This is a genomic window from Variovorax beijingensis, assembly GCF_007828835.1.
Lineage (GTDB): Bacteria > Pseudomonadota > Gammaproteobacteria > Burkholderiales > Burkholderiaceae_C > Variovorax > Variovorax beijingensis_A.
Genome location: NZ_VIVL01000001.1, coordinates 1,058,461 through 1,081,892, shown reverse-complemented (window position 1 = coordinate 1,081,892; position 23,432 = coordinate 1,058,461). Strand labels below are relative to the sequence as shown.

General features: G+C 68.2%; 22 protein-coding genes. 12 read left to right on the top strand and 10 right to left on the bottom strand.

Going from position 1 to position 23,432, the window contains the following annotated elements; all coding sequences use genetic code 11:
* The first annotated feature begins 162 nt into the window (after positions 1-162).
* Entirely contained in the window at positions 163-597 is a 435-nt protein-coding gene (locus FB547_RS05185) for a DUF1841 family protein (RefSeq protein ID WP_018906845.1), read from the top strand.
* On the opposite strand, the gene FB547_RS05180 is transcribed toward FB547_RS05185, so the two are convergent.
* Positions 594-1,580: a LysR substrate-binding domain-containing protein gene (locus tag FB547_RS05180; protein WP_145740157.1), complete on the bottom strand. Its 987-nt coding sequence runs from the start codon at positions 1,578-1,580 to the stop codon at positions 594-596. The genes FB547_RS05185 and FB547_RS05180 overlap by 4 nt on opposite strands.
* A 107-nt stretch (positions 1,581-1,687) precedes the next feature.
* On the opposite strand from FB547_RS05180, the gene pcaH reads away from it, so the two are divergent.
* Positions 1,688-2,413, top strand: a complete 726-nt coding sequence (pcaH, locus tag FB547_RS05175; protein WP_145740155.1) for a protocatechuate 3,4-dioxygenase subunit beta — start codon at positions 1,688-1,690, stop codon at positions 2,411-2,413.
* A 20-nt stretch (positions 2,414-2,433) separates the two neighbouring features.
* Complete coding sequence (gene pcaG / locus FB547_RS05170) at positions 2,434-3,042, top strand: protocatechuate 3,4-dioxygenase subunit alpha (protein WP_145740154.1); 609 nt, start codon at positions 2,434-2,436, stop codon at positions 3,040-3,042.
* A 67-nt stretch (positions 3,043-3,109) separates the two neighbouring features.
* Here pcaG and FB547_RS05165 read toward each other — a convergent pair whose 3' ends face one another.
* Positions 3,110-3,802 carry a c-type cytochrome gene (locus FB547_RS05165; RefSeq protein ID WP_145740152.1) on the bottom strand — a complete coding sequence of 231 codons (693 nt, stop codon included), beginning with the start codon at positions 3,800-3,802 and terminating at the stop codon, positions 3,110-3,112.
* A 162-nt stretch (positions 3,803-3,964) separates the two neighbouring features.
* On the opposite strand from FB547_RS05165, the gene FB547_RS05160 reads away from it, so the two are divergent.
* From FB547_RS05160 to FB547_RS05130, 7 genes are all read left to right on the top strand, one after another.
* Positions 3,965-4,819 (top strand): AAA family ATPase, encoded by an 855-nt coding sequence (locus tag FB547_RS05160; protein WP_145740151.1) that lies wholly within the window; start codon positions 3,965-3,967, stop codon positions 4,817-4,819.
* Positions 4,816-5,067 (top strand): hypothetical protein, encoded by a 252-nt coding sequence (locus tag FB547_RS05155; protein ID WP_145740149.1) that lies wholly within the window; start codon positions 4,816-4,818, stop codon positions 5,065-5,067. Before FB547_RS05160 ends, FB547_RS05155 begins: the two co-directional genes overlap by 4 nt.
* 25 nt (positions 5,068-5,092) lie before the next feature.
* Positions 5,093-5,689 (top strand): GNAT family N-acetyltransferase, encoded by a 597-nt coding sequence (locus FB547_RS05150; protein ID WP_145740147.1) that lies wholly within the window; start codon positions 5,093-5,095, stop codon positions 5,687-5,689.
* Positions 5,690-5,714: 25 nt separating this feature from the next.
* Positions 5,715-6,902 carry a vWA domain-containing protein gene (locus tag FB547_RS05145; protein ID WP_015867239.1) on the top strand — a complete coding sequence of 396 codons (1,188 nt, stop codon included), beginning with the start codon at positions 5,715-5,717 and terminating at the stop codon, positions 6,900-6,902.
* Positions 6,903-6,974: 72 nt separating this feature from the next.
* Positions 6,975-8,894: an autotransporter assembly complex protein TamA gene (locus tag FB547_RS05140; RefSeq protein WP_145740145.1), complete on the top strand. Its 1,920-nt coding sequence runs from the start codon at positions 6,975-6,977 to the stop codon at positions 8,892-8,894.
* Between the two features lie 14 nt (positions 8,895-8,908).
* Positions 8,909-12,982, top strand: a complete 4,074-nt coding sequence (locus tag FB547_RS05135; protein ID WP_145740143.1) for a translocation/assembly module TamB domain-containing protein — start codon at positions 8,909-8,911, stop codon at positions 12,980-12,982.
* A 76-nt stretch (positions 12,983-13,058) separates the two neighbouring features.
* Positions 13,059-13,361, top strand: coding sequence for a hypothetical protein (locus FB547_RS05130; RefSeq protein ID WP_145740142.1), 303 nt, complete (start codon positions 13,059-13,061; stop codon positions 13,359-13,361).
* Here the strand turns inward: FB547_RS05130 and FB547_RS05125 are convergent.
* The gene (locus tag FB547_RS05125; protein ID WP_145740140.1) at positions 13,358-14,212 is read right to left on the bottom strand and encodes a LysR family transcriptional regulator; all 855 of its coding nucleotides are present in this window, start codon (positions 14,210-14,212) and stop codon (positions 13,358-13,360) included. The two genes, FB547_RS05130 and FB547_RS05125, sit on opposite strands and share 4 nt — an antisense overlap.
* 114 nt (positions 14,213-14,326) lie before the next feature.
* Between FB547_RS05125 and FB547_RS05120 the strand changes: the two genes are divergently transcribed.
* Positions 14,327-14,563 carry a hypothetical protein gene (locus FB547_RS05120; protein WP_145740139.1) on the top strand — a complete coding sequence of 79 codons (237 nt, stop codon included), beginning with the start codon at positions 14,327-14,329 and terminating at the stop codon, positions 14,561-14,563.
* Between the two features lie 48 nt (positions 14,564-14,611).
* Here the strand turns inward: FB547_RS05120 and oxlT are convergent, their stop codons facing one another.
* Positions 14,612-15,937 carry an oxalate/formate MFS antiporter gene (oxlT, locus tag FB547_RS05115; protein WP_145740137.1) on the bottom strand — a complete coding sequence of 442 codons (1,326 nt, stop codon included), beginning with the start codon at positions 15,935-15,937 and terminating at the stop codon, positions 14,612-14,614.
* Between the two features lie 505 nt (positions 15,938-16,442).
* Here oxlT and FB547_RS33265 point away from each other — a divergent pair.
* Positions 16,443-16,607, top strand: coding sequence for a hypothetical protein (locus FB547_RS33265; RefSeq protein WP_186454109.1), 165 nt, complete (start codon positions 16,443-16,445; stop codon positions 16,605-16,607).
* A 42-nt stretch (positions 16,608-16,649) separates the two neighbouring features.
* Here FB547_RS33265 and FB547_RS05110 read toward each other — a convergent pair whose 3' ends face one another.
* The 6 genes from FB547_RS05110 to sucC all read right to left on the bottom strand — a co-directional run bounded on the left by FB547_RS05110 (position 16,650) and on the right by sucC (position 23,431).
* Positions 16,650-17,597 (bottom strand): LysR family transcriptional regulator, encoded by a 948-nt coding sequence (locus tag FB547_RS05110; protein WP_145740136.1) that lies wholly within the window; start codon positions 17,595-17,597, stop codon positions 16,650-16,652.
* Between the two features lie 68 nt (positions 17,598-17,665).
* Positions 17,666-19,081 carry a pyruvate kinase gene (gene pyk, locus FB547_RS05105; protein WP_145740134.1) on the bottom strand — a complete coding sequence of 472 codons (1,416 nt, stop codon included), beginning with the start codon at positions 19,079-19,081 and terminating at the stop codon, positions 17,666-17,668.
* Between the two features lie 78 nt (positions 19,082-19,159).
* Positions 19,160-20,173, bottom strand: coding sequence for a 2-dehydropantoate 2-reductase (locus tag FB547_RS05100; protein ID WP_145740132.1), 1,014 nt, complete (start codon positions 20,171-20,173; stop codon positions 19,160-19,162).
* Positions 20,174-20,211: 38 nt separating this feature from the next.
* A complete protein-coding gene (locus FB547_RS05095) occupies positions 20,212-20,997 on the bottom strand; it encodes a fumarylacetoacetate hydrolase family protein (RefSeq protein WP_145740130.1) in 786 nt (261 codons plus the stop codon).
* 40 nt (positions 20,998-21,037) lie between these two features.
* On the bottom strand, positions 21,038-21,937 hold the full coding sequence (gene sucD, locus FB547_RS05090) for a succinate--CoA ligase subunit alpha (protein WP_145740128.1): 900 nt from the start codon (positions 21,935-21,937) through the stop codon (positions 21,038-21,040).
* Between the two features lie 315 nt (positions 21,938-22,252).
* Positions 22,253-23,431: an ADP-forming succinate--CoA ligase subunit beta gene (gene sucC, locus FB547_RS05085; protein WP_145740126.1), complete on the bottom strand. Its 1,179-nt coding sequence runs from the start codon at positions 23,429-23,431 to the stop codon at positions 22,253-22,255.
* Position 23,432 lies beyond the last annotated feature (1 nt).

Sequence of the window (23,432 nt, the reverse complement as noted above, 5' to 3'; positions counted from 1 at the left end):
CCGGTGTCTGCACGATCGACCGAAACAGCGCTTTGGATGCTGTTTTGACCATTCGTTACGTTACGGCGTAACGTCCCGCTACCGGAACATCGGGCACCTTTCGAGCTGCAGGCGCGCGGTTTTCTCTTCCCTCTTTTTCCTTTCCAGCTTCTCCATACAGATATGTTCAATCCCTCCCAGGAAGACGTGCGCCGCTTCTTTTGCGACGTGTACGCCAAGCACCGCCAAGGCCTGCCGATGGAAGCGCTCGAGACGATTGCCGCGGGATGGATCGACGCGCACCCCGAATACCACGAGGACCTGGCCGACGCCGATGCCGCCGTGGCTCGCGTGTACGACGGTTCGAACGGCCGCGAGAACCCGTTCCTGCACTTGTCGATGCATCTTTCGATCAGCGAGCAGTGCTCCATCGACCAGCCGCGAGGCATCCGCCAGGCCGTCGAGCTGCTGGCTGCCCGCCGTGGCTCGCTGCTCGACGCGCATCACGAGGCCATGGAGTGCCTCGGCCAGATGATGTGGGAGAGCCAGCGCGCCGGCCGCCCGCCCGATGGCGACGGCTACGTCGCGTGCGTGCAGCGGCGTGCAACCAAGGACTAACCGGCCTTCCGGGAAGGCGGCGCGCCCTGCTGCCTGGCGCCTTCGCGCAGCAGCGCGGCCATGGCGCTGCGCAGCGCCGAGGGCTCGGCGTCGCTGCGCAGCAGCAGGCCCACCGGCTCGTCGGTGCCGGCGGTTTCGATGCGCAGCCGGACCAGCCGCTGGTCGGCCAGCTCGCCGCGCGCGGCGCCCAGCGGCGTGATCCAGACCGCATCGGACACCGCCACCAGGCCGCGCGCCACCGCAACGTCGAGCGTCTGCAGCGCGTGCGGCGGAAGCGCGAGGCCGCGGGCCGACAGAAAGCTTTCGGTGTTGTGGCGCGGGATGGTGCCCTCGCCATACACCACCAGCGGAAAATCAAGCACCGCCTGCACCGATACCGCCCGGGTCGACCGGCCCGCCAGCGGATGGCCGGGGCGTACCGCGAACACCAGCGGCTCGGTGTAGAGCAGCTCGAAGCTGAGCCCGCCCATCAGCCGCGGATCGCTCATGCGGCCCGCCACCAGGTCGAGCTCGCCGGCGCGCAGCTCATCGAGCAGCACCGGGTTGGCCGCGCTCTTCACCACCACCTGCACCGAAGGCCAGCGCTCGCGAAAGCGCGCGAGCGCCGCCGGCAGCAGCGCCGGCGCCACGCTCGGCAGCGCGCCGATGCGCAGCCGCTCGACGCGCTCGCCGGAAGCCGGCGCCACCGCCTGCGCGCTGGCGTCGATGGCCTCGAGCACGCGCAGCGCATGGACCAGCAGCTGTTCGCCCGCCGGCGCGAGCCCCTGCACGCCGCGCCGCCCGGCATTGCCGCGCTCGACCAGGCGCGCCCCGACGATGGCCTCCAGCTCGGACAGCGTCTTGGACACCGCCGGCTGGCTCAGCGACAGCCGCTCGGCGGCGCGCGCGAGATGGCGCTCCTGCGCCACCGCGACAAGGCAGCGCAGGTGGCGCAGCTGCACATTGCGCACAAAGTCCTGGCGAAGGTCGGCGGGAGTTTTCAATTACTGATGGTTATGCAAAACAGACCAATCTTCAATTTACATCATCGAACGGGACTTCTAAAGTTCAGCTTCCGAATTCGATTCGTCCCACGACAGGAGACAACGGCATGTTGACGAAAACCCAGGCCTCCCCCGCCATCCTCACCCCCCGCGACTGGAAGGCCCACCCTTCCTACATCTACCCCGGCTACAAGTCGACCGCGAAGCGCGGCCCCCAAAAGCCTCTGGTCCCGCTGAAGGCCTCGCTCGGCGAACTGCAGCAGCCGGTGTACGGCCACGACAGCATCGGCGAGCTCGACCACGACCTGACGCGCAATGCGCGCAAGAACGGCGAGCCGCTCGGCGAACGCATGATCCTCACCGGCCAGGTGCTCGACGAACGCCGCCGCCCGGTGGCCAACACGCTGGTCGAAATCTGGCAGGCCAACGCCGCCGGCCGCTACGTGCACAAGGTCGACCAGCACGACGCGCCACTGGACCCCAACTTCCTGGGTGCGGGCCGCTGCCTGACCGACAGCGAGGGCCGCTACCGCTTCCTCACCATCAAGCCCGGCGCCTACCCCTGGGGCAACCACCCCAACGCCTGGCGCCCGCAGCACATCCACATGTCGCTGTTCGGCCAGAGCTTTGCGAGCCGCCTGGTCACGCAGATGTATTTCCCCGGCGATCCACTGCTGCAGTACGACCCCATGGTCACCGGCACCCCCGAGCGCTACCGCAACCGGCTGATTGCCGACTTCAGCCTCGACATCACCGAGAAAGGCTACGCACTGGGCTACCAGTTCGACGTCGTGCTGCGCGGCGCCGACGAGACGCCGTTCGAAAACCGCTGAGCAAGAAGGAGACACACACCATGTTGATGACCGCACAGGAAGCCGACTTCGGCCAGACCCCCTCCCAGACCGTGGGCCCCTACTTCGCCTACGGCCTCACCGCCGCGCAATACGGCTACGACTTCGACCAGCCTTTCGACACCGTGGTAGCCCTGGACAACGCCTCCGGCGAGCGCATCCGCCTCGAAGGCCGCGTGATCGACGGCGACGGCAACCCCATCAACGATGCGCTGGTCGAGATCAGCCAGCCCGACGGCGAGGGCCGCTATCCGCAGACGCCCGCCGAAGCGCGCGAAATGGGCTTTCGCGCCTTCGGCCGCGCCGGCACGGGCACCGATGCCCAGAACCGCTTCGTGTTCCACACCGTGAAGCCGGGCGCCGAATCGCCGGGCGAAGCCCCGCACATCAATGCGATCGTGCTGATGCGCGGCCTGCTGCTGCATGCCTTCACGCGCGTGTATTTCAGCGACGAGGCCGAAGCCAACGCCAAGGACGCCGTGCTGGCCAGCGTGCCGGCCGAGCGGCGCCACACGCTGATTGCCGAGCGCGTGGAGCAAGGCGGCGCGGTGAGCTACCGCTTCGACATCCGCATGCAGGGGCCCCAGGAGACGGTGTTCTTCGACGTCTGAACACAGCCGGCCCCGCAAACAAGAAAGCCCGCTCGATGCGGGCTTTCTTCATGGAACGGGCCGACGCTTACTGCGCGGCGCGGTGGATGCGCGATTCCGGCACCGTCTTGAGGTCGCCGGGCAGCGAGCTGATGTAGCTGGCGAGGGTCTTGAGTTCGGCGTTGGTGAACTTCTTGGGTTCGACCTGCTGCGCCATCACCGCGTTCGAGCGGCCCAGGTGCAGGTTGTTCTTGACGCGGTACGACTTGAGCGCCACGAAGAGGTAGTCGGCATGCTGGCCGGCCAGCTTGGGCACGGTGCCGTCATTGGGCGTGTTGAAGTTGGCGCCGTGGCACTTGGTGCAGCTGTTGTCCTTGTCGCGCGACACCAGGGCCTGCACGTTGTCAGGCATGGGCTTGGCGAGCGCGGCCGGGGGCGCGTCGCCTTCCTTCAGGCCCAGCTGGCTGTAGTAGGCGGCCAGGTCGGCGATATCCTGCTCCTTCAGGGTGTCGGCAATCGCGCGCATGGTGGGGTGCTTGCGGTCGCCGCCCTTGTAGGCGGTGAGGGCCGAGGTGATGTAGCTGGCGCTCTGGCCGGCGATCATCGGAACCTTGTGGATCTCCGGAAAGCTGGCCTGGTAGCCGATGATGCCGTGGCAGCCCACGCACATGGCAACCTTCTTGGCGCCCTCCTGGGCATTGCCCGTGACTTGCTGGGCTTGCGCCGAGACCGTCACGCAAGCGACAGCGAAGGCAAACATCGTGGTCAACAACTTGTTCATTTTGCGCGCACAATCTCGTGGAGATACAGTTTTTCGAATCAACATTTGATTATATGCAAGGGTCCCCCGGGAACCCCTTCAAGCCGTCCAAGTGGCTGCGCGAAGCGAATCGAGTGTGTTCTTTTCTCCACCCCGCCTTCTCCACCTTGCTCGCGTTCACTCATGAAATTCAAGGGCTCAGACAACTACGTCGCCACTCAGGACCTGATGCTGGCCGTCAATGCCGCCATCACGCTCACGCGCCCGCTGCTCGTCAAGGGCGAACCCGGCACGGGCAAGACCATGCTGGCCGAGGAAGTGGCGCAATCGCTCGGGCTGCCGCTTTTGCAATGGCACATCAAGTCGACCACCAAGGCGCAACAGGGCCTCTATGAATACGACGCCGTGAGCCGCCTGCGCGACTCGCAGCTCAAGGACCTCGACGGCGGCGAGCGCGTGAGCGACATCAACAACTACATCGTCAAGGGCGTGCTCTGGCAGGCCTTCACGGCCGACCAGCCGGTGGCGCTGCTGATCGACGAGATCGACAAGGCCGACATCGAATTCCCGAACGACCTGCTGCGCGAAATCGACCGCATGGAGTTCTACTGCTACGAGACGCGCGAGCTCATCCGCGCCAAGCACCGGCCGGTGGTGTTCATCACCTCCAACAACGAGAAGGAGCTGCCCGACGCCTTCCTGCGCCGCTGCTTCTTCCATTACATCAAGTTCCCCGACGCGGAAACGATGAAGAGCATCGTCGCGGTGCACTTCCCCGGCCTCAAGCAGGAACTGCTCACGTCCGCGATGAAGACCTTCTACGACGTGCGCAACCTGCCCGGCCTCAAGAAGAAGCCCTCCACCTCCGAGCTGCTCGACTGGCTCAAGCTGCTGGTGGCCGAGGACATTCCGCTGGAGGCCCTGCAGAGCAAGGACGACAAGGTCGCCGTGCCGCCGCTGGTGGGCGCGCTGCTCAAGAACGAACAGGACGTGACGCTCTTCGAGAAGCTCGTCTTCATGCAGCGCAACAACCGATGAGCCAACCGCAAGCGCCGCATCCCGTGGGCCAGCTGCTCAAGCTGGGCGTGGCGCAGGCCGTGCTGTTCGTGGCGGGTGCGCTGCTCGGCCGCTGGATCGGGCTCCAGCTGGGGCTCGATGCCTTCGGCCCCAATGGCTATGGCAACCGCGAGATCTTCGGCATCCTGCTGATCGGCGTGGGCGGTGGCGGCGGGGTGCAGTTGGCGCGCGCGTGGTACGACCGCAAGTACGGCAAGCCGCAGCGCTGAAAAATTTCAGAAGGGTGTCTGGAAGATGGCGTTCGTCGAACCTGTCACGCTGAAGGCCCGCGACCTGGCGCTGGTGCCGCTGTCGCTCGCCCATGAAGAAGGCCTGCGCGCCGCCGCGGCCGACGGCGAGCTCTGGAAGCTGCGCGTCACCTCGGTGCCCGAGCCGCACGACACCCGCGCCTACATCGAAGCCGCGCTGCAGGGGCGCGAAGCCGGCCACCGCTTTGCGCTTGCCGTGACCGAGGCCGAAACCGGCACCGTGCTCGGCACCACGAGCTTTCACGACATCCTGCCGGCCGTGAAGCGCGTGGAGATCGGCTACACCTGGTACGCCAGGCGCTGCCAGCGCACCCACGTCAACACCACCTGCAAGCTGCTCATGCTCACGCACGCCTTCGATACCCTCGGCTGCAACGTGGTGGGCTGGCGCACCGACAATTTCAACTTCGCTTCGCAGCGCGCCATCGAGCGGCTCGGCGCCAAGAAGGACGGCGTGATCCGCGGCCACGCGATGCGTCGCGACGGCACCATCCGCGACACCGTCATGTACAGCCTTGCCGCGGGCGAGTGGCCCGAGGTGAAGGCCCAGTTGCTCTACCTGCTCGACAAGCCGCGAAGCTGAAGAGAAGTCCAAGGAAAGCCCGACCATGCTGATCGATTTCTTCTACACGCTGCGCTCGGCCAAGCTGCCGGTCTCGGTCAAGGAATACCTCACGCTGCTCGAGGCGCTGCAGGCCGACGTGGTGGGCCCCAACTCCGACGGCGCCTTCGGCCTGGACGACTTCTACTATCTCTCGCGCACAGCGCTGGTCAAGGACGAGAAGCACTACGACAAGTTCGACCGCGCCTTCGCCGCCTACTTCAAGGGCGTGGAGATGCTGGCCGACTTCACCAAGGAAGTGCCGCTCGACTGGCTGCGCAAGACGCTGGAGCGCGAGTTCACGGCCGAGGAAAAGGCCAAGATCGAGAAGATGGGCTGGGACGAGCTCATGGAAACGCTCAAGAAGCGCTTCGAGGAGCAGAAGGAGCGCCACGAAGGCGGCAACAAGTGGATCGGCACCGGCGGCACCTCGCCCTTCGGCCACGGCGGCTACAACCCGCAGGGCGTGCGCATCGGCGGCGCGGGCAAGAACAAGAGCGCCGTGAAGGTGTGGGACCAGCGCGCCTACAAGGACTACGACGACAGCCAGGAACTCGGCACGCGCAACATCAAGGTGGCGCTGCGGCGGCTGCGCAAGTTCGCGCGCGAAGGCCACGAGGAAGAGCTGGACCTGGACGACACCATCCACTCCACCGCAGCCAATGCCGGCTACCTCGACATCAAGATGCGGCCCGAGCGCCACAACAACGTCAAGGTGCTGCTGCTGATGGACGTGGGCGGCACCATGGACGAGCACATCCAGCGCGTGGAGGAACTGTTCTCGGCCGTGAAGACCGAGTTCAAGCACCTGGAGTTCTTCTACTTCCACAACTGCGTCTACGACTTCATGTGGAAGAACAACAAGCGCCGCTTCTCCGAGAAGTTCGCGACCTGGGACATCCTGCGCAAGTACAACAAGGACTACAAGCTCATCTTCGTCGGCGACGCGACCATGAGCCCCTACGAGATCCTGCAGCCCGGCGGCAGCGTCGAATACAACAACGAGGAAGCCGGCGCCGAATGGATCCAGCGCCTCACGCACACCTTCCCCAAGTTCGCCTGGATCAACCCCGAACCGCAGGGCGTGTGGCAGTACCGCCAGAGCATCGCGGTGATGCAGCAGCTCATGTCCAACCGCATGTACCCGCTCACGCTGCGCGGCCTCGAAGAAGCAATGCGAATGCTTTCTAAGTAAGGCGCGGCGCGAAGCCCGGAACTGTTTCCGGATGCTTACGGAAGCGGCACGCCTTGCTGTCAAAATCCGCCCATGCTCAGGGTGGTTCCAGTCATTGCGCCGGCGTGCTTGCCGGCCTTGCTTTTTTGCGGCGTCCTGCTTTTGCAGGGATGCAGCCTGCTGCCGAAGAAGGACAGCGCGCAGGACACGGCCACCCCCGCGCTGGTGCGCAGCGATGGCGCGGCCGCCGGCGAAGCACGCAAGGACGCGCCGCGGCGCGACGCCTTCACCGTCGAGGTGCGCGGGCCCGACGCGGTGCGCGAGTACCTTGCGCTGCACCTGGACATCCAGCGCTACCGCACGCTCGACGACCTGGGCGCCACCGAGATCTCGCGGCTCATGGTGGCGGCCGAAGGCAATGCACGCGAACTGCTCGGCACGCTGGGCTATTTCACGCCCACGCTGACGCTGGAGCTCAACGAGACGCCGGCCAGCTCCAAGGCGCCGCGCGAGATCGTCATCACGGTGCAACCGGGCGAGCTCACGCGCGTAAGCAATGTGCAGATCAGCTACGGCGGCGCGATTGCCGACGACCCCACGGCCGAGGCGCAGCGCGATTCGATCCGCACCGGCTGGACGCTGCGCCCAGGCCAGCCCTTCACGCAGCAGGGCTGGGACAACGCCAAGACCATTGCCCTGCGCAGCCTCACGGCCAAGCGCTTTCCGACCGGCAGCGTCGAAGTGAGCCGCGCCGAGATCGATGCCGACCGGCAGGAGGCGCGGCTCAGCGTCACCTACCAGTCGGGCCCGGCCTATCGCTTCGGCCCGCTCGTGCTGCGCGGCACCGAGCGCTACGACGCCGATGGTGCGCGCCGCATCGCGCAGCTTCCCACCGGCGCCGACTACGACCAGCAGAAGCTGCTCGACGCACAGCAGCGCCTGGCCAGCAGCGGCTACTACGACTCGGTGTTCCTCACGCTCGACACCGAAAGCGGCACGCCGCTGGCAGCCCCCGTGATCGCGCAGCTGCGCGAAGCGCCGATGCAGAAGGTGGTGCTGGGCGCCGGCTTCACCACCGACAACGGCCCGCGGCTGTCGGTGGACCACATCCACAACCGGCTGCCGCTGCTCGGCTGGCGCGCCGTGTCGCGCCTGTCGGTCGACAGCGACATCAAGTCGCTGGGCACCGAGTGGAACGCCATTCCCGATGACCGCGGCTGGCGATGGTTCGCGGGCGCCGGGCTCAAGAGCGAAACCTCGGGCAGCTACGTGGTCGACAGCGGCCGCCTGCGCAGCGGGCGCAGCAAGTCCAGCGGCCACATCGACCGCAGCTACTTCCTGCAGTACGACTACGCGCAGAACCGCGGCACCAACGCCCCGCCCTCGGCCTCTGCCGTGACCGCCAACTGGGGCTGGACCGGCCGCTATTTCGACGACAACGCCGTGCCCACGCGCGGCTTCGGCCTGGCGCTCGAACTGGGCGCCGGCTACACGCTGACCGGCGAGCGCCTGCCCTTCACGCGCACCTATGCGCGCTGGCTCGGCGTGCTGCCGCTGGGCTTCGCCGAAGACCGCGACGCCGCCACGCTGGCGCGCCGCAGCCGGCTGCAGCTGCGCGCCGAGGCCGGCGCCGTGGCCGCCAAGGACAGCGCGCAGATTCCCTCCACGCTGATGTTCCTCACGGGCGGCGACACCACGGTGCGCGGCTACAGCTATCGCCAGATCGGCACCGTGCGCAGCGACGGCCAGATCGTGGCGGGCCGCTACCTCGGCGTCGTGAGCGTCGAATGGCAGCGGCCCTTCGTCTACAACGACAAGCTCACCGAATGGGAGAGCGTGGTGTTCGCCGACGCCGGCGCCGTGGCCGACAAGCCCGGCGAGCTCAAGCCGAAGGTCGGCGTGGGCGTGGGCGCGCGCTGGCGCAGCCCGGTCGGGCCGGTGCAGGCCGACCTTGCCTACGGCGTGGACACGCGCAAGTTCCGCCTGCACTTTCGCCTGGGCTTCACTTTCTGAGCGCGCACCCATCGATGCAGACCGACGCCGAACCCCAGGCCACGCCACGCACACAACGCTCCCGCACGCGGCGCGCGCTGCGTGCGCTGGGCTGGACGTTCGCGGGCCTGCTCGCGCTGGTGCTCGTGATCGGCGCGGCCGCATGGTGGTGGATCGGCTCCAACCAGTCGCTGGCCTTCGCGCTGGCCAAGGCCGCGCGCTATTTGCCCGCCGGCCAGACGCTCGAAAGCCGCGAGGTCACGGGCTCGCTGCGCACCGGTGGGCGCATCGGCTGGCTGCGCTGGCAAAGCGAGAAACTGTCGGTCGAGGTGCAGGAGGCCAGCGTCGGCTGGCAGCTGGCGCCGCTGTTCCAGCGCAAGCTGCAGCTCGGCGAAGTGCATGCGGCACGGCTGCTCATCGAACGCCGCGGCCCGCCGAGCGACACGCCCACCGAGCCGCTCGAACAGCTCGCGCTGCCCATCGAGGTCGAGCTGCCGTTCCGCATCGACGAGCTGCGCTGGACCGGCCCGCCCGCGCTGCAGGCCAACCAGCTTGCGGGCAGCTACCGCTACACCGGCGCGGAGCACCAGCTGGAGGTCAAGGGCGTCGACATTGCCGACGGCCACTACAGCGCGCGCGTCAAGCTGCAGGGGCCCGCGCCGATGGCGCTCGACGCCGCGCTCGATGGCCGCGTGAAGGCGCCGCTGGCCGAGGGCCGCAGCATCGAGGTGCTGGCCCAGGCCGCCATCAAGGGCACTCTCGCGGGCACCGGCGCGCGCCTGCAGGTGGCGGCCGAGCTGAAGCCGGCCGAGCCCGATGCCGAAGCGCCCATGGAAGCGAAGCTGCAGGCGAACGTCGCGCCCTGGCTGCCGCAGCCCGTCATCGATGCCAAGGCCGATCTGCGCAACGTCGACGCGGCCAGCCTCTGGCCCGGCGCACCGCGCACCCGCCTGACCGGCACGGTCGAGCTGCAGCCCGACGCAGCCACCGGGCCCGCCGCCTGGCAGGCCTCGGTCAGCATCCGCAACGCGCTGCCCGGGCCCTGGGACAAGGGCGCGCTGCCGCTCGAGCAGGTCGAGGCGCGCGTGGGCTTCGACGGCACCAGCTGGACGATCCCCGAAGCCACGCTGCGCGCGGGCGGCGGTCGCATCGACGCCGAAGGCCGCTGGAGCCCCGCGCCCGCACCCTGGCAGGCGCGCGCCACCGTGCGCGGCGTGCGGCCCGGCCTGCTGCACAGCGAGCTGTCGGGCGCGCCGATCAACGGCACGGCCACGGCGCAGCAGCGCGAGGACACCATCGGCTTCGACCTCGCGCTGCGTGCCGCGGGCGGTGCCGGCAGTGCGGCCATGCCGGGCTTCGGCCTCGACCGCGTGCTCGCCCAGGGCCAGTGGAAGAACCAGGTGCTGGACCTGCGCACGCTGCGCCTCGAGGCCGAGCGCGCCAGCATCGCGGGCCGGCTCCAGGTGCGCGTGGCCGAGCAGGCCGCGAGCGGCAAGCTCGACCTGACGCTGCCGGGCGGCGGCGCGCAGCTCGAAGGCCGCATGGCGCCGGCGCAGGGGGCCGGCGAGATCAAGGCGCGCATCGACGACGCCGAAGCCGTGCAGCGCTGGATCGAAGGCCTGCCCGAACTGTCGAAGCTGTTCGCGGGCAAGACCGCCAAGGGCTCCGCGCGGCTCGACGCCAGCTGGCAGGGCGGCTGGCAGACCATCCAGCGCCGGCTCGAGAACCCCCATGCGCCGGTCCAGCGCGGCGTTGCGGAGCCCAGCCTCAAGGCCGCGCTGGGCGTGCCGCACCTGGAACTGCGCATGCCGGCTGCCGATGGCAATGCAGCGGCCACCACGGTCCAGCTGAAAGACCTGCGCGCGGACCTTGCCGGCAGCCTGGCGCAGGCCACGCTCTCGCTGCAGGGCGAAGCCAGCACCGGCACGCAGAAGCTCGCGCTCGACGCGCGCGCGAGCGGCGGCCTTGCAGGACCCAACCAGTGGCGCGCGGCGCTCGCCAGCCTGCGCCTGCAGGCCCAGGACAGCACGCGGCCCGCCACCGCCAGCGCGCCCTGGACGCTGGAGCTCGGCCGCGAGCTCACCGCCACCCTCAAGACCAGCGGAAGCGGCAGCAGCAGCCGCCTCGACCTCGAAGCCTCGGCCGCTGCCGCCACCTTGCGCGGGCCGGCGCCCGGCACCGTGCGCATAGAATGGCAGCCGCTGCGCTTCACGCAAAGCGGCGCGGCGCCCAACCAGGCCTTCCGCCTGCAGTCCAAGGGCAAGCTGCAGGGGCTGCCGATGGCCTGGGCCGAGGCCTTCGGCGCCAGCGCCACCTTCAACGAGATCGGCGTGAGCGGCGACCTCCTGTTCGACGGCGACTGGGACATCGATGCCGGCGACACCCTGCGCGCCCATGCGCGGATCGCGCGCCAGAGCGGCGACATCCGCGTGCAGGCGGGCGAGGCCGCGCTGGTCACGCGCATCACGAGCCGCGGCACCGGCACGGCCAGCGAGCGCACGATGAATTCCGCCACCGCGCAAGGCACCACGCCCAGCACGCCGGCCGGCCTGCGCCAGGCCGAGCTGCGGCTCGATGCGCAAGGCGAGGCCGTGCGCGCCACGCTGGCCTGGGACAGCGAACGCGCGGGCAGAATCAACGCCGAACTCGACACGCGCATGCAGCAGCGCGCAGGCGGCTGGCAATGGGCGCCCGATGCGCCGCTGGCCGGCAAGGTCAAGGCCACGCTGCCCAACCTTGGCGTGTGGTCGATGCTCGCGCCACCGGGCTGGCGCGTGGCGGGCACGCTGGATGCCGATGCCGCGCTCTCGGGCAACCGCGCGGCGCCGCGCTGGAACGGCGCGCTGGGCGCCGACAAGCTCGCGCTGCGCGCGCCGGTCGAAGGGCTGGACCTGCGCGACGGCCGGCTGCGCGCCACGCTCACCGGAGAGCGCGTCGAGATCACCGAATTCACGCTCAAGGGCGGCGCCGGCAGCACGGTGCGCATCGGCGGCCAGAGCGGCAACCGCAGCACCGCGGCCAGCCAGGCCGCGAGCGACGGCGGCTCGCTCTCGGCACGCGGCGACATGGCCTGGGGTGCGGCCGGCGCCGCGGGTACGGGCATCCGCATGGCGCTGCAGGCCGACCTGCGCGCGCTGCGCGTGCTGGTGCGCACCGACCGGCAGCTCACGCTCTCGGGCAGCCTGCAGGCGCGGCTCGACAACGGCCAGTTCAGCGTGCGCGGCAAGCTCAGGACCGACCGCGCGGTGATCATCCTGCCCGACGAGACCGCGCCGAGCCTCGGCACCGACGTGGTGGTGCGCTCCGCCGCCAAGGACCGCGAGATGGCCGAGCAGGCGCGGCGCGATGCCGCGCGCAACGAGGCGCAGGCCGCCAGGCCGCAGACCGCGAAGCCCCCCGACATCGTGGTGAACTTCGACATGGGCGACGACTTCGCGGTGCAGGGGCGCGGCATCACCACGCGGCTCGAGGGCGACCTCGAGATCCGCAGCACCCGCCTCGATGCGCCGCCGCGCATCACCGGCGAAGTGAAGACCGTGCGGGGCCAGTACCGCGCCTACGGCCAGCAGCTCGACGTGGAAACCGGCGTGGCGCGCTTCAACGGGCCCTTCGACAATCCTGCGCTCGACATCCTGGCCATCCGGCCCAACATCTCGCAGCGCGCCGGCGTGCAGATCACGGGCACTGCGCAGTCGCCGCGCGTCAAGCTCTATTCCGAGCCCGCGCTGTCCGACGCCGAGACGCTGTCTTGGGTGGTGCTCGGCCGCGCCTCGGCCACCAGCGGCGGCGAATCGGCGCTGCTGCAGCAGGCGGCGCTCGCATTGATCGGCCATGTCAGCAAGGGCACGAGCGGCGGCAGCCTGGCCAGCCGCTTCGGCCTCGACGAACTCGGCTTCAAGGGCCCCGGCAATGGCGGCGACCTGCGCGAGTCGGCCGTCACGCTCGGCAAGCGGCTGTCGAAGGATTTCTACCTCACCTACGAACGCAGCCTGGGCGGCACCTTCGGCACCATCTTCATCTTCTACGACCTGACGCAGCGCCTTACGCTGCGCGGGCAGGCCGGTCAGACCAGCGGGCTCGACCTGATCTACACGCTCAAGTACGACTGAGCTGCGGGTCTGCCGCCTTGACCGCGGTAATTCGCAGGGTTAAAAATCGTTAACGCCCTTCTAACAAGGAACGACGATGCACGGTGAAGGAGACAAGGGCGAGTGTTCCATGCTGGACCGTCAGAAGTACGACCCGCCGGGCTACTCGCGAACCACGTTCTTGCGCCACGCGCTCCAGTGCGTGATGGCAGTCATTGCAGCAGGCGCCGCGGTGGCGTCCATTCCCTATTGGGGAGGCGACGACTTTCCGCTGATGGGGCTGATCGTCTACGTCGCGGGCATGGTGTTCGTTGCCATGCCGCTGTGCCTGTACTACGAGTCGCTGCTGCAGTCGCATGAAGAGCGCGTGGAGCGTGCAAGGCACATGCTGGCTGCCTAGGCCTCCGGCTTCGCCTTGACCACCTGCCGCAGGCCCGCAAGCGCGGGATCGACGATGGCGGCGTCCGCTCCCACCGCATACACCGCATACGCCGGGTAGAGAAACTCCGGCGTGTGGGGCACGCGGCGCAGCCGGCCCGATTCGAGGTGGCTGCGCACCACGTCGTGCCGGAAGTAGCCAGTGCCGCCCGCGGCCAGCAGGAACTCGCGCCCGAGCGGCCCGAGCCCGGCGCTCACCGCGGCATTGGAAAGCTCGGGAAACGCCAGGCCGTGCTGCACCGCGAACTCCGGGCCCCAGTCCACGTACACATAGTCCGCGGGCCGCGGCACGCGCGGGCGCTGTGCGGTCGTGACCATGACCAGCTTCTCCTCGATGAGCAGTTCCACGCGCAGGCCGGGCCGCTGCTGCGGCGCGTAGGCGATGGCGATGTCGAGCACGCCCGCGGCCACCTTGTCGAGCAGGTCGTGCGGAAAGCCCACCTCGGTGCGGATGGCCAGCTCGGGCGCGGCCGTGCGCATCCACAGCAGCCATTGCAGCAGCAGCGGGTCCCACAGGCTGATCTCGCAGCCGATGGCGAGCACCGCGCGGCTGCCGCTGGGCACCGCGACCTGGTGGCGCGCGCGCTCCCACACCTGCACCAGCGTGGTCGCGTGCGGCAGGAACTGCTCGCCGGCCGCGGTGAGCACCGCGCCCGCCTTGTTGCGCACGAAGAGCGGCCGGCCCAGCAGTTCCTCGAGCGTTCGCACGCGCGCGCTCACCGAAGTCTGCGTGACGTGCAGCCGCTCGGCGGCGCGCCGGAAGCTGCGCGTCTCCACGATCTCGAGGAAAGTCCGGGCCAAGTTGATGTCCATGCCACATCCCGTTTGAGTGCATTAATTTTGCACTCAACTGGCAATTAATATCGTTTTACTTGATGCGAACGCGGGCCCAAGATGAAGGCATTCCAAGCAACCAGGAGTTGATCGATGCCCACCATTCGCGAACCCTTCCATGCCGGTGCCGCCGAAAGCCTTGCCGACGCCTTCAAGGGGCTCCTCGACGAAACCCTGATGCTCGTCGAGGCCCTGCTGAGCCCGAACAGGATCATCGGCGAGGTGGAGCAGATGCGTGCGCTGCAGGTTGCGGCGGACGACATCGAACCCACCGATCCGGCGCAGGCCGAGCTGCTGCGCATGCGCGCCTCGCGCATCGGCCTGCGCTGAGGCGGCGAGCGGCGCGGCTGCTGGCCTGCCGCGCGAACCATGGGCGGACTACGAGGAAAGCCGGCTCTGCTCGATATGCTTGCGCCGCATCGGGCGCAGCACGAACCAGGCCAAGAGCGCCGCGGCCGCATTGACCGCGCTCGCAGCAATGAAGACGGCCTGCCAGCTGCCCGTGGCTGCTGCGAGCACGCTGGACAGCGGCACCAGCAGCGAGGCCGTGCCCTTGGCGGTGTAGAGCATGCCGGCGTTGGACGCCGCGTACCTGGAGCCGAAGGTGTCGGCGCAGGTCGAAGGAAAGAGGCTGTAGATCTCGCCCCAGGCAAAGAACACGATGCCGGTAAGCACCACGAAGAGGATCGGGTTGTGGCCGTAGTGGTAGAGCATCAGGATGCCCACCGACTCGAGCGCGAACGCAATGAACATCGTCTGCTCGCGCCCGATCTTGTCGGACACCCAGCCGAAGAAGGGCCGCGTGAGCCCGTTGAGCACGCGGTCGATCGCCAGCGCGAAGGTCAGCGCGGGCAGCACCAGGCCCATGATGTTGACGGGCACGTCCATGATCTTGAAATCCTGCGCGATCGGCGCGAGCTGGGCCGTGGCCATGAGACCGCCCGCGGCCACCATCACGAACATCGCGTACATCACCCAGAAGACGGGCGAGCGCAGCACCTCGGAAGGCGCATAGTCGCGGCCCGCCTGCTGCACGTTGCGGCTGTTCGATGCCTTGGCGTGATGGGGCGCGCGGGTCAGCATCCATGCGAGCAGGAACACGATGAGCCCCTGCCCGATCCCAAAATACAGGAACGCCGCTTCGTAGCCGCTGGTGCGGATCATCGCGGAGATCGGAATGATCGTGAGCGCCGAGCCCGCGCCGAAGCCCGCGGCCGTCATGCCGGCCGCAAGGCCGCGCCGGTCTGGAAACCACTTGAGCGCATTGCCCACGCAGGTGCCGTACACGGCGCCGGCGCCGATGCCGCCAATGGCCGCCGCAATGTAGAGCAGCGGCAGCGTGGAGGCCACCGAATTGATCACCCAGCCGAGGCCGCACAGGATGCCGCCCACCAGCACCACCGGCCGCGGGCCGAAGCGGTCGACGAGGTAGCCTTCGATCGGCACGAGCCATGTTTCCGTGAGCACGAAGATGGTGAAGGCCACCTGGATGGCGGCGCGGCTCCAGCCGTGCTTCTCCGCAATCGGATTGACGAACAGCGTCCAGCCGTACTGGAGGTTGGCGATCATCGCCATGCACACGATGCCGATCAGCAGCTGGCCCCATCGGTAGGCCTCGGAACGGGTCGCGCTGGCGCCATAGGTTTCGGATGGGGGATATATCGCGGGGTTGGAACCTGCGATCGTGGAGGTGGGCCGAGTCATGGAGTTGTCCTAGGTGTTTTCGTTGAATTCCGACAGGCTGCGAATACGGAGCAATCGGTCGAGCGATCGATGCGCATCGACAGGCGACGAGGCTTCTTTGACATCGCTACGCGGCAGGGGAATCGCCAGTTTTCTGCGCGTGAATGACTGTCGGACCGAGCGACTCAAAAACTCTTGACCGCAGTCAAGTTCACACGAATCGCGCGCTCTCGCGTCCCCCGTGATATCCCTAGCACGAGGCCTCGGCGCGTGCGCGGCTCGCGTGCATACGCCGCGGCGCATGCGATGGCCTTCGCGTTGCGTGTGGCGCATCGCGCATTGCGCGCCCGCCCGCATCCGCTCGCGAAGCACTCCAGCAGCGCGCGGATGCAGAGACCTGTTTTGTGGCCAGAAAAATTGACCTCGGTCAAGAAACCCAAAAATGGCGTTTGCGCCCGTCTAGGGTAAACCCTAAAATCCAGGGTAATCCCTTCGGTCTTTTCGATTCAATCTTCCTGGAGCCCTCATGAGCCACACCACCCTGAATTCCAGCGCCTTCCGCACGCCGGCCTCGTCGACGACCGCCAGCAATGCCATGCGCGAACTGTTCTCCGCCATGCCCATCGTGATCTTCTACAAGGCCGCACGCGCCGCGCTGATGCAACGCCGTTCGGCGGCCGTGCAGCGTTGAGCCGCCGCAGCAGATTCACTCTCCATCAAGAGCGCGCGCGAGTCATTCGCCGCGCTCTTTTTCGTTGGGACTCTCGAACGGCACGATCTGCGAGATGAGCGCCGGCCCGTCGGCCAGCAGGAAGTCCTTGAAGGCCTGAGCCACCGGCGGCAGCCGCTTGCTGCGCCGGTGCACCACGTACCAGTTGAGCATCAGCGGAAAGCCCTGCACATCGAGCACGCGCAGGCTGCCGGCGCGCATCTCCTGGCTGATAGTGTGGGCCGACACGAAGCTCACGCCCATGCCCGCGATCACCGCCTGCTTGATGGTCTCGGTGCTGCGGATCTCCATCGCGATGTTGATGCCGCTGAGGTCGCCGCCAAAGCCCTCCTCCATCGAATGCCAGGTGTCCGAGGCTTTCTCTCGCACCACGAAGGGTTCGCGCATGAGCCGCGCGAGCGGGATGCGCGGCACGCCGACCAGCGGATGGTTGGGCGCCGCGACGATCACGTAGGGATGCGGCGCGAACGGCTGGTTGACGGTGTCCAGGTCCGTCGGTGGCCGCACCATGATCGCCAGGTCGGTGAGGTTCTCCGCGATGTGGGTCATGAGCCCTTCGCGGTTGTGCACCGTGAAGTTCAGCGTGACGCCGCGGTGCCGGCTCGCAAACTCCACCAGCAGGCGCGGAAAGAAGTAATCGCCCGCGCTGATCACGCCCACGTTGAGCTTGCCGCCCGAGACGCCGTTGAACTGCAGCATCGCGTTCTCGGCCGCCTCGAACTGCTGGATGATCGCGCGGCTGATCTGCAGCAGCTCGGTGCCGGCGGGGGTCAGGTAGATCTTCTTGCCGAACTGCTCGAACAGCGCATTGCCCGCGTGCTCCTCGAGCTTGCGCACCTGCGTGGAGACGGCCGGCTGCGTCAGGTGAAGCTCCTCCGCCGCGCGCGAGAAGCTCAGCAGCCGCGCCACCGCCTCGAAGACTTTCAACTGGCGCAGGGTCGCGTGCTTCATTCGGAAAAGGGTGGCTGCTGCAATCGAGCGGGCATCGTACTGCGCCCGGGGCCGCACTCAAGAGAAGGCTAGGGTATGCGCGCGACGTGCAGCAGGTTGGTCGTTCCCGAAAGCCCGAACGGCAGGCCCGCGACCACCACCACGTCCGTGCCGCTGCTCGCGAAGCCCTCGGTGCAGGCGTTGCGGCAGGCGCACTCGATCATCTCGGCCACGTCGTGCACGTCGTCGACCAGCACCGCATGCACGCCCCACACCATCGCCATGCGGCGCGCCGTGGCCACGTCGGGCGTGAGGCTGATGATGGGCACGGCCGGCCGCTCGCGCGCGGCGCGCAGGCTGGTGAAGCCCGACGAGGTGTAGGTGACGGTGGCGGCAGGCGCAAGCAGCGCGGCCACCTGCCGCATCGATGCGCACACCGCGTCGGCCGTGGTCGACAGCGACGCCTCGTGCGTGGCGTCGATGCCGATGCGGTACGAGGCATCGGCCTCCACGCGCGAGATGATGCGGTCCATCATGGCCACGGCCTCCAGCGGGTACTTGCCCGAAGCCGATTCGGCCGACAGCATCACCGCATCCACGCCGTCGTACACGGCAGTGGCCACGTCGGACACCTCGGCGCGCGTGGGCACCGGCGCGGCAATCATCGATTCGAGCATCTGCGTGGCCACCACCACCGGCTTGCCGCGCTTGCGGCAGGCACGCACGATCAGGCGCTGCAGCTCGGGCACGCGCTCGGGCGGCAGCTCCACGCCAAGGTCGCCGCGCGCCACCATGACGCCATCGCACAGGTCGACGATCGCGTCCAGGTGGTCGATGGCCGCGGGCTTCTCGAGCTTGGCCATGATCCAGGCGCGCTTGCCGATGATGGCGCGCGCCTCCTCGATGTCTTCGGGGCGCTGCACGAAGGACAGCGCCACCCAGTCCACGCCCATGGCCAGTCCGCAGGCCAGGTCGTCCAGGTCCTTGGGCGTCAGCGGCGAGATCGGCAGCACCACGCTCGGCACGTTGACGCCCTTGCGGTCGGAGATCGGGCCGCCGACCAGCACCGTGGTCTCGGCGAAGTCGGGGCCGAAGCTGTCCACGCGCAGCCGCAGCTTGCCGTCGTCGAGCAGCAGATCGGTGCCCACCTGCAGCGCCGCGAAAATTTCCGGATGCAGCAGCGGCGCGCGGCGCGCATTGCCGCTTGCGGCATCCATGTCGAGCCGAAAGCGCGACCCCGCATCGAGCTGCGCGCGGCCGCCTTCGAAGGTGCCCAGCCGCAGCTTGGGCCCCTGCAGGTCGAGCAGCACGCCGATGGGCCGGCCGAACTCCTTCTCGAGCCGCCGGATGGTGTCGAGGCGGCGCGCATGGTCATGCTGCGTGCCATGGCTGAAGTTGAGCCGGAACACGTCCACGCCGCGCTCGAACAGGGCACGGATGGCCGGCTCGTCGGTGGTGGCGGGGCCCAGTGTGGCCACGATCTTCGCGCTGCGTGTACGTCGCATCATCCGTTCCATTTCATCGATCGATCACAGCGCACGACCGGCGCCCCCTCGGCGCCGGATTGCGCAGCCTGAGTGGAGCTAGCCCGCCATCTCGTGAAGGCAGACGCGGCCGCGCTGTTCTTCCATCGTACGCGCCAGCAGCTTGACGAGGGAATACACGGTGTCGATGTGAGGCGTTGGCGTGTCGGTGAGCCGGGCCAGCTCGACCACCGCGCCCACCAGCGCATCGATCTCCGGCGCGCGCCCGGCCTCCACGTCCTGCAGCATCGAGGTCTTGTGCTTGCCCACCTTCTCGGCACCTGCAATGCGCTTGTCGAGCGTCACGCGGAACTCGATGCCCAGCTTGTGCGCCACCGCCTGCGCCTCGCGCATCATCGCGGCGGCCAGCTCGCGCGACGGCGGGTACTGGCAGATGTCGACCAGCGTGGAGTGCGAGAGGCTGCTGATCGGGTTGAAGGTCAGGTTGCCCCAGAGCTTGAGCCAGATCTCGGCGCGGATGTTGTCGAGCACCGGCGCCTTGAAGCCGGCCGCGCCCAGGCAGGCCGAGACGCGGTTCACGCGCTCGCTCGAAGAACCATCGAGCTCGCCGACCGGAAAGCGGTCGCCCTCGATGTGCTTCACCACGCCCGGCGCCGTCAGTTCGGAGGCGGGATACACCACGCAGCCGATGACGCGCCCGGCCGGGATCTTCGCGGCCACCAGGCCGGTGGGATCGACGCTGCGCACGGGCGTGCCTGCCAGCGCGCCGCCGTGGTTGTGGAAGTACCAGAACGGGATGCCGTTCTGCATCGTCACCACCACCGTCTCGGGCCCGAAGAGCTTGGGCACATCGTTCGCGACCGCCTCGACCTGGTGCGCCTTCATCGCGAGGATCACGATGTCCTGCGGGCCCGCCTGCTCGTAGCGGTCGGTGGCCCGGGCGTTGCGCGCCACCTGTTCCGTGCCATCGGCCCCGATGAGCTTGAAGCCGTTGGTGGCAATGGCGTCGAGATTCTTCCCGCGCACGATGAACGTCACGTCCTCGCCGGCCAGGGCGAGCTTCGCGCCCACCAGGCCGCCGATGGCGCCCGCTCCGATGACTGCTATCTTCATGTCGATCCCCAAGGTTGTTGATTCTTCCGGCGCGGGTTTCAACCGAAGCGGTTGCCGAGCCTGCCGATGCCGCCGATCTCCACTTCGACCAGGCTGCCGGGCTTCATCGAGCCGACGCCGATGGAGGTGCCGCACAGGATCACGTCACCGGGCTGCAGGGTCATGTCCTGGGAGATCAGGCTCACGAGTTGCTGGACCGAAAAGCGCATGTCGCTGATCGGATAGTTCTGCCGCAGCTCGCCGTCGAGCCGCGTGGTGACGGTGAGCGTGGCGGGATCGAGGCCGGTGGCCACCACCGGGCCCATCGGGCAGAAGGTGTCGAAGCCCTTGGCCCGCACCCACTGGGCGAACGAGGCGTCGCGGTTCAGGATGTCGGCCACGGTCACGTCGTTGGCGCAGGTGTAGCCGAACACATGGCCGAGCGCGTCGGCCTCGGACACGGCCGTGCACGCCTTGCCGATGACGATGCCGAGCTCGCCCTCGAACACCACCTTGCCCTCGCACAGGGGCTTGCGGATGGCCGCGCCGGGCGCAAGGTAGGAGTTGGGCGCCTTCAGCAGGTACAGCGGCTCGGCCGGCACCGCGAGCTTGAGCTTCTCGCCGAGCGCGTGGAAGTTGTTCCACAGCGCGATGACCTTGGTCGGCTCGGTGGGCGTGAGCAGCCGCACGCCGGAGAGCAGGAACACGCGGCCGGTCGGCTCCGGGCGGTCGAACATGTTGCCGCGGTGCTCGTGCACGGCATCGCCTTCGAGCGTGCCGAAGCCGGTTTCACCGCCGTGTTCGAAACGGACCCACCGTTGTTGTTGCTGCTGTTGCTGCTGCATGTCGCGCCTTCCTTTGCTTTCTGTTGGAGTGGTTCTGCGTTCAGTCGAAGGGCAGGTAGTCGGGGATCACCAGCGAGGCGAGCAGCTTTCCCATCTCGGCCGGGTTGTCGGTCACGTGGATGCCGCACTCCTTCATCACTGCCAGTTTTTCCCGCGCCGTTCCCTTGCCGCCCGAGACGATGGCGCCCGCGTGGCCCATGCGCTTGCCCGGCGGCGCGCTGGCACCGGCGATGAAGCCGACCACGGGCTTACGCATGTGCTCGCTGATCCAGCGCGCGCAGATTTCCTCGTCGCTGCCGCCGATCTCGCCGACCATGATCACGGCGTCGGTGCGCGGGTCGTCGTTGAACATCTTCAGCACGTCGATGTGCCGCAGCCCGCCGACCGGATCGCCGCCGATGCCCACCACGGTCGACTGCCCGATGCCGAAGCTCGCGAGCTGGCTCGCGGCCTCGTAGGTCAGCGTGCCGGAGCGCGATACCACGCCGATGCGGCCCTTCTGGTGGATGTGGCCGGGCATGATGCCGATCTTGATTTCCTCGGGCGTGATGAGGCCCGGGCAGTTGGGGCCGAGCAGCAGGGTCTTGCTGCCTTCCATGCGGTGGCGGGTGCGGATCATGTCGCGCACCGGAATGCCTTCGGTGATGCACACGACGAGCTCGAGCCCCGCATCCACCGCCTCGTCGATGGCCGCGGCGGCGAACGGCGGCGGCACGTAGATCACCGATACCGTGGCGCCGGTCTCGGCCTTGGCTTCCTCCACGGTGCCGAACACCGGAATGCCGTCGAAGGATTTGCCCGCCTTCTTCGGGTTCACGCCGGCGACGAAGCATTTCTGGCCGTTGGCGTAGTCGCGGCACATCGCCGTGTGGAACTGGCCGGTCTTGCCGGTGATGCCCTGGGTGATGACGCGGGTGTGCTTGTTGATGAGGATCGACATGTCAGCCTCGCTGTTGTTCTTGTTCAGGGCGCGTGCACAGGCCACCGGGTACTCCCCTCGGCGAATGTCCCCCGGCCTTCGGCCTCCTCCTTGATCTCGCTGCGGGGAGCACCCGATGCCCTGTGCCCGAGGGCACGATGCTCGTGTATCGCTGATCAACGACCGCTCTGTCCAACGATCCCGCCGATGGGGTGCCTTGCGCAGCGAAATAAAGGAGGAGCCGAAGGCGGGGGACATTCGCTTCGCCGCGTACCCCGTCGGCGGGAGCGCGCCCTGAACAGGGCAAGCCAAACACAACGCGATGCACAAAAGACTTCATGGTCCTATGCCCCCCCGCCGTGCCGCAGTCACGACCAGCCCGGCCGCCTCCGCCATGTCGTCCGCACTGATGATCCGCAGGCCCGACTGCCCGAGGATGGTCTTGCCCAGGCTCTCGTTGGTGCCCTTCATGCGCACCACCAGCGGCACGGCCAGCTGGACCTCGCGCGCCGCGGCCACCACGCCGCGCGCGATCACGTCGCACTTCATGATGCCGCCGAAGATGTTGACCAGGATCGCGCGCAGGTTCGGATTGCGCAGCATCAGCTTGAAGGCTTCGGTCACCTTCTCGGCCGTGGCGCCGCCGCCCACGTCCAGGAAATTGGCGGGCGATCCGCCGTAGAGCTTGATCGCGTCCATCGTGGCCATCGCGAGGCCCGCGCCGTTCACGAGGCAGCCGATGTCGCCGTCGAGCGCAATGTAGGAAAGATCGAACTTCGAGGCCTCGACCTCGGCCGGGTCCTCCTCGTCGAGGTCGCGCATCGCGGCGATCTCGGGCTGGCGGAACAGCGCGTTCGGATCGAAGTTGAACTTGGCGTCCAGCGCCAGCACGCGGCCGTCGCGCGTGAGCGCCAGCGGGTTGATCTCGGCCAGCGAAGCATCGCAGGCGTCGAAGGCCTGGTAGAGGTTCTGCACCAGCGTGCGCACCTGCGGCAGCAGCTTTCCGGAAAAGCCGATGTCGCGTGCCAGGCCGTCGGCCTCAGCCGCCTTCACGCCGGTGGAGGGATCGACGAAGAGCTTGCGGATCTTTTCCGGCGTGCGCGCCGCCACGTCCTCGATGTCCATGCCGCCTTCGCTCGAGGCCATCAGGGCCACGCGGCGCGATTCGCGGTCGACCGCCATGCCGAGGTAGAACTCCTTCTCGATCTCGACGCTCTCCTCCACCAGCAGCCGCTTCACCAGCCGGCCTTGCGGGCCCGTCTGGTGCGTCCGCAGGGTCATGCCGAGCAGTTCGTCGGCATGGCGCCGCACTTCGGCCGCCGACCAGGCCAGCCGCACGCCGCCGCCCTTGCCGCGGCCGCCCGCATGGATCTGCGCCTTGACCACCCAGGCCCGGCCGCCAAGCCGCGCGGCGGCATCGGCCGCCTCGTCGGGCGAAAAGCATGCATATCCACGCGGCGTGGGAACGCCGTACTTGCGCAATACGTCCTTGCCCTGGTATTCGTGGATATTCATG

Excerpts from the sequence above, each read along its gene's own strand:
- pcaG (WP_145740154.1), top strand. The coding sequence starts at position 2,434 with ATGTTGATGACCGCACAGGAAGCCGACTTCGGCCAGACCCCCTCCCAG.
- FB547_RS05160 (WP_145740151.1), top strand. The coding sequence starts at position 3,965 with ATGAAATTCAAGGGCTCAGACAACTACGTCGCCACTCAGGACCTGATG.
- oxlT (WP_145740137.1), bottom strand. The coding sequence starts at position 15,937 with ATGACTCGGCCCACCTCCACGATCGCAGGTTCCAACCCCGCGATATAT.
- FB547_RS05185 (WP_018906845.1), top strand. The coding sequence starts at position 163 with ATGTTCAATCCCTCCCAGGAAGACGTGCGCCGCTTCTTTTGCGACGTG.
- FB547_RS05095 (WP_145740130.1), bottom strand. The coding sequence starts at position 20,997 with ATGCAGCAGCAACAGCAGCAACAACAACGGTGGGTCCGTTTCGAACAC.
- pcaH (WP_145740155.1), top strand. The coding sequence starts at position 1,688 with ATGTTGACGAAAACCCAGGCCTCCCCCGCCATCCTCACCCCCCGCGAC.
- FB547_RS05100 (WP_145740132.1), bottom strand. The coding sequence starts at position 20,173 with ATGAAGATAGCAGTCATCGGAGCGGGCGCCATCGGCGGCCTGGTGGGC.
- FB547_RS05145 (WP_015867239.1), top strand. The coding sequence starts at position 5,715 with ATGCTGATCGATTTCTTCTACACGCTGCGCTCGGCCAAGCTGCCGGTC.
- FB547_RS05130 (WP_145740142.1), top strand. The coding sequence starts at position 13,059 with ATGCACGGTGAAGGAGACAAGGGCGAGTGTTCCATGCTGGACCGTCAG.
- FB547_RS33265 (WP_186454109.1), top strand. The coding sequence starts at position 16,443 with ATGAGCCACACCACCCTGAATTCCAGCGCCTTCCGCACGCCGGCCTCG.
- FB547_RS05110 (WP_145740136.1), bottom strand. The coding sequence starts at position 17,597 with ATGAAGCACGCGACCCTGCGCCAGTTGAAAGTCTTCGAGGCGGTGGCG.
- FB547_RS05140 (WP_145740145.1), top strand. The coding sequence starts at position 6,975 with ATGCTCAGGGTGGTTCCAGTCATTGCGCCGGCGTGCTTGCCGGCCTTG.
- FB547_RS05150 (WP_145740147.1), top strand. The coding sequence starts at position 5,093 with ATGGCGTTCGTCGAACCTGTCACGCTGAAGGCCCGCGACCTGGCGCTG.
- pyk (WP_145740134.1), bottom strand. The coding sequence starts at position 19,081 with ATGCGACGTACACGCAGCGCGAAGATCGTGGCCACACTGGGCCCCGCC.
- sucD (WP_145740128.1), bottom strand. The coding sequence starts at position 21,937 with ATGTCGATCCTCATCAACAAGCACACCCGCGTCATCACCCAGGGCATC.
- FB547_RS05125 (WP_145740140.1), bottom strand. The coding sequence starts at position 14,212 with ATGGACATCAACTTGGCCCGGACTTTCCTCGAGATCGTGGAGACGCGC.
- FB547_RS05155 (WP_145740149.1), top strand. The coding sequence starts at position 4,816 with ATGAGCCAACCGCAAGCGCCGCATCCCGTGGGCCAGCTGCTCAAGCTG.
- sucC (WP_145740126.1), bottom strand. The coding sequence starts at position 23,431 with ATGAATATCCACGAATACCAGGGCAAGGACGTATTGCGCAAGTACGGC.
- FB547_RS05135 (WP_145740143.1), top strand. The coding sequence starts at position 8,909 with ATGCAGACCGACGCCGAACCCCAGGCCACGCCACGCACACAACGCTCC.
- FB547_RS05165 (WP_145740152.1), bottom strand. The coding sequence starts at position 3,802 with ATGAACAAGTTGTTGACCACGATGTTTGCCTTCGCTGTCGCTTGCGTG.
- FB547_RS05120 (WP_145740139.1), top strand. The coding sequence starts at position 14,327 with ATGCCCACCATTCGCGAACCCTTCCATGCCGGTGCCGCCGAAAGCCTT.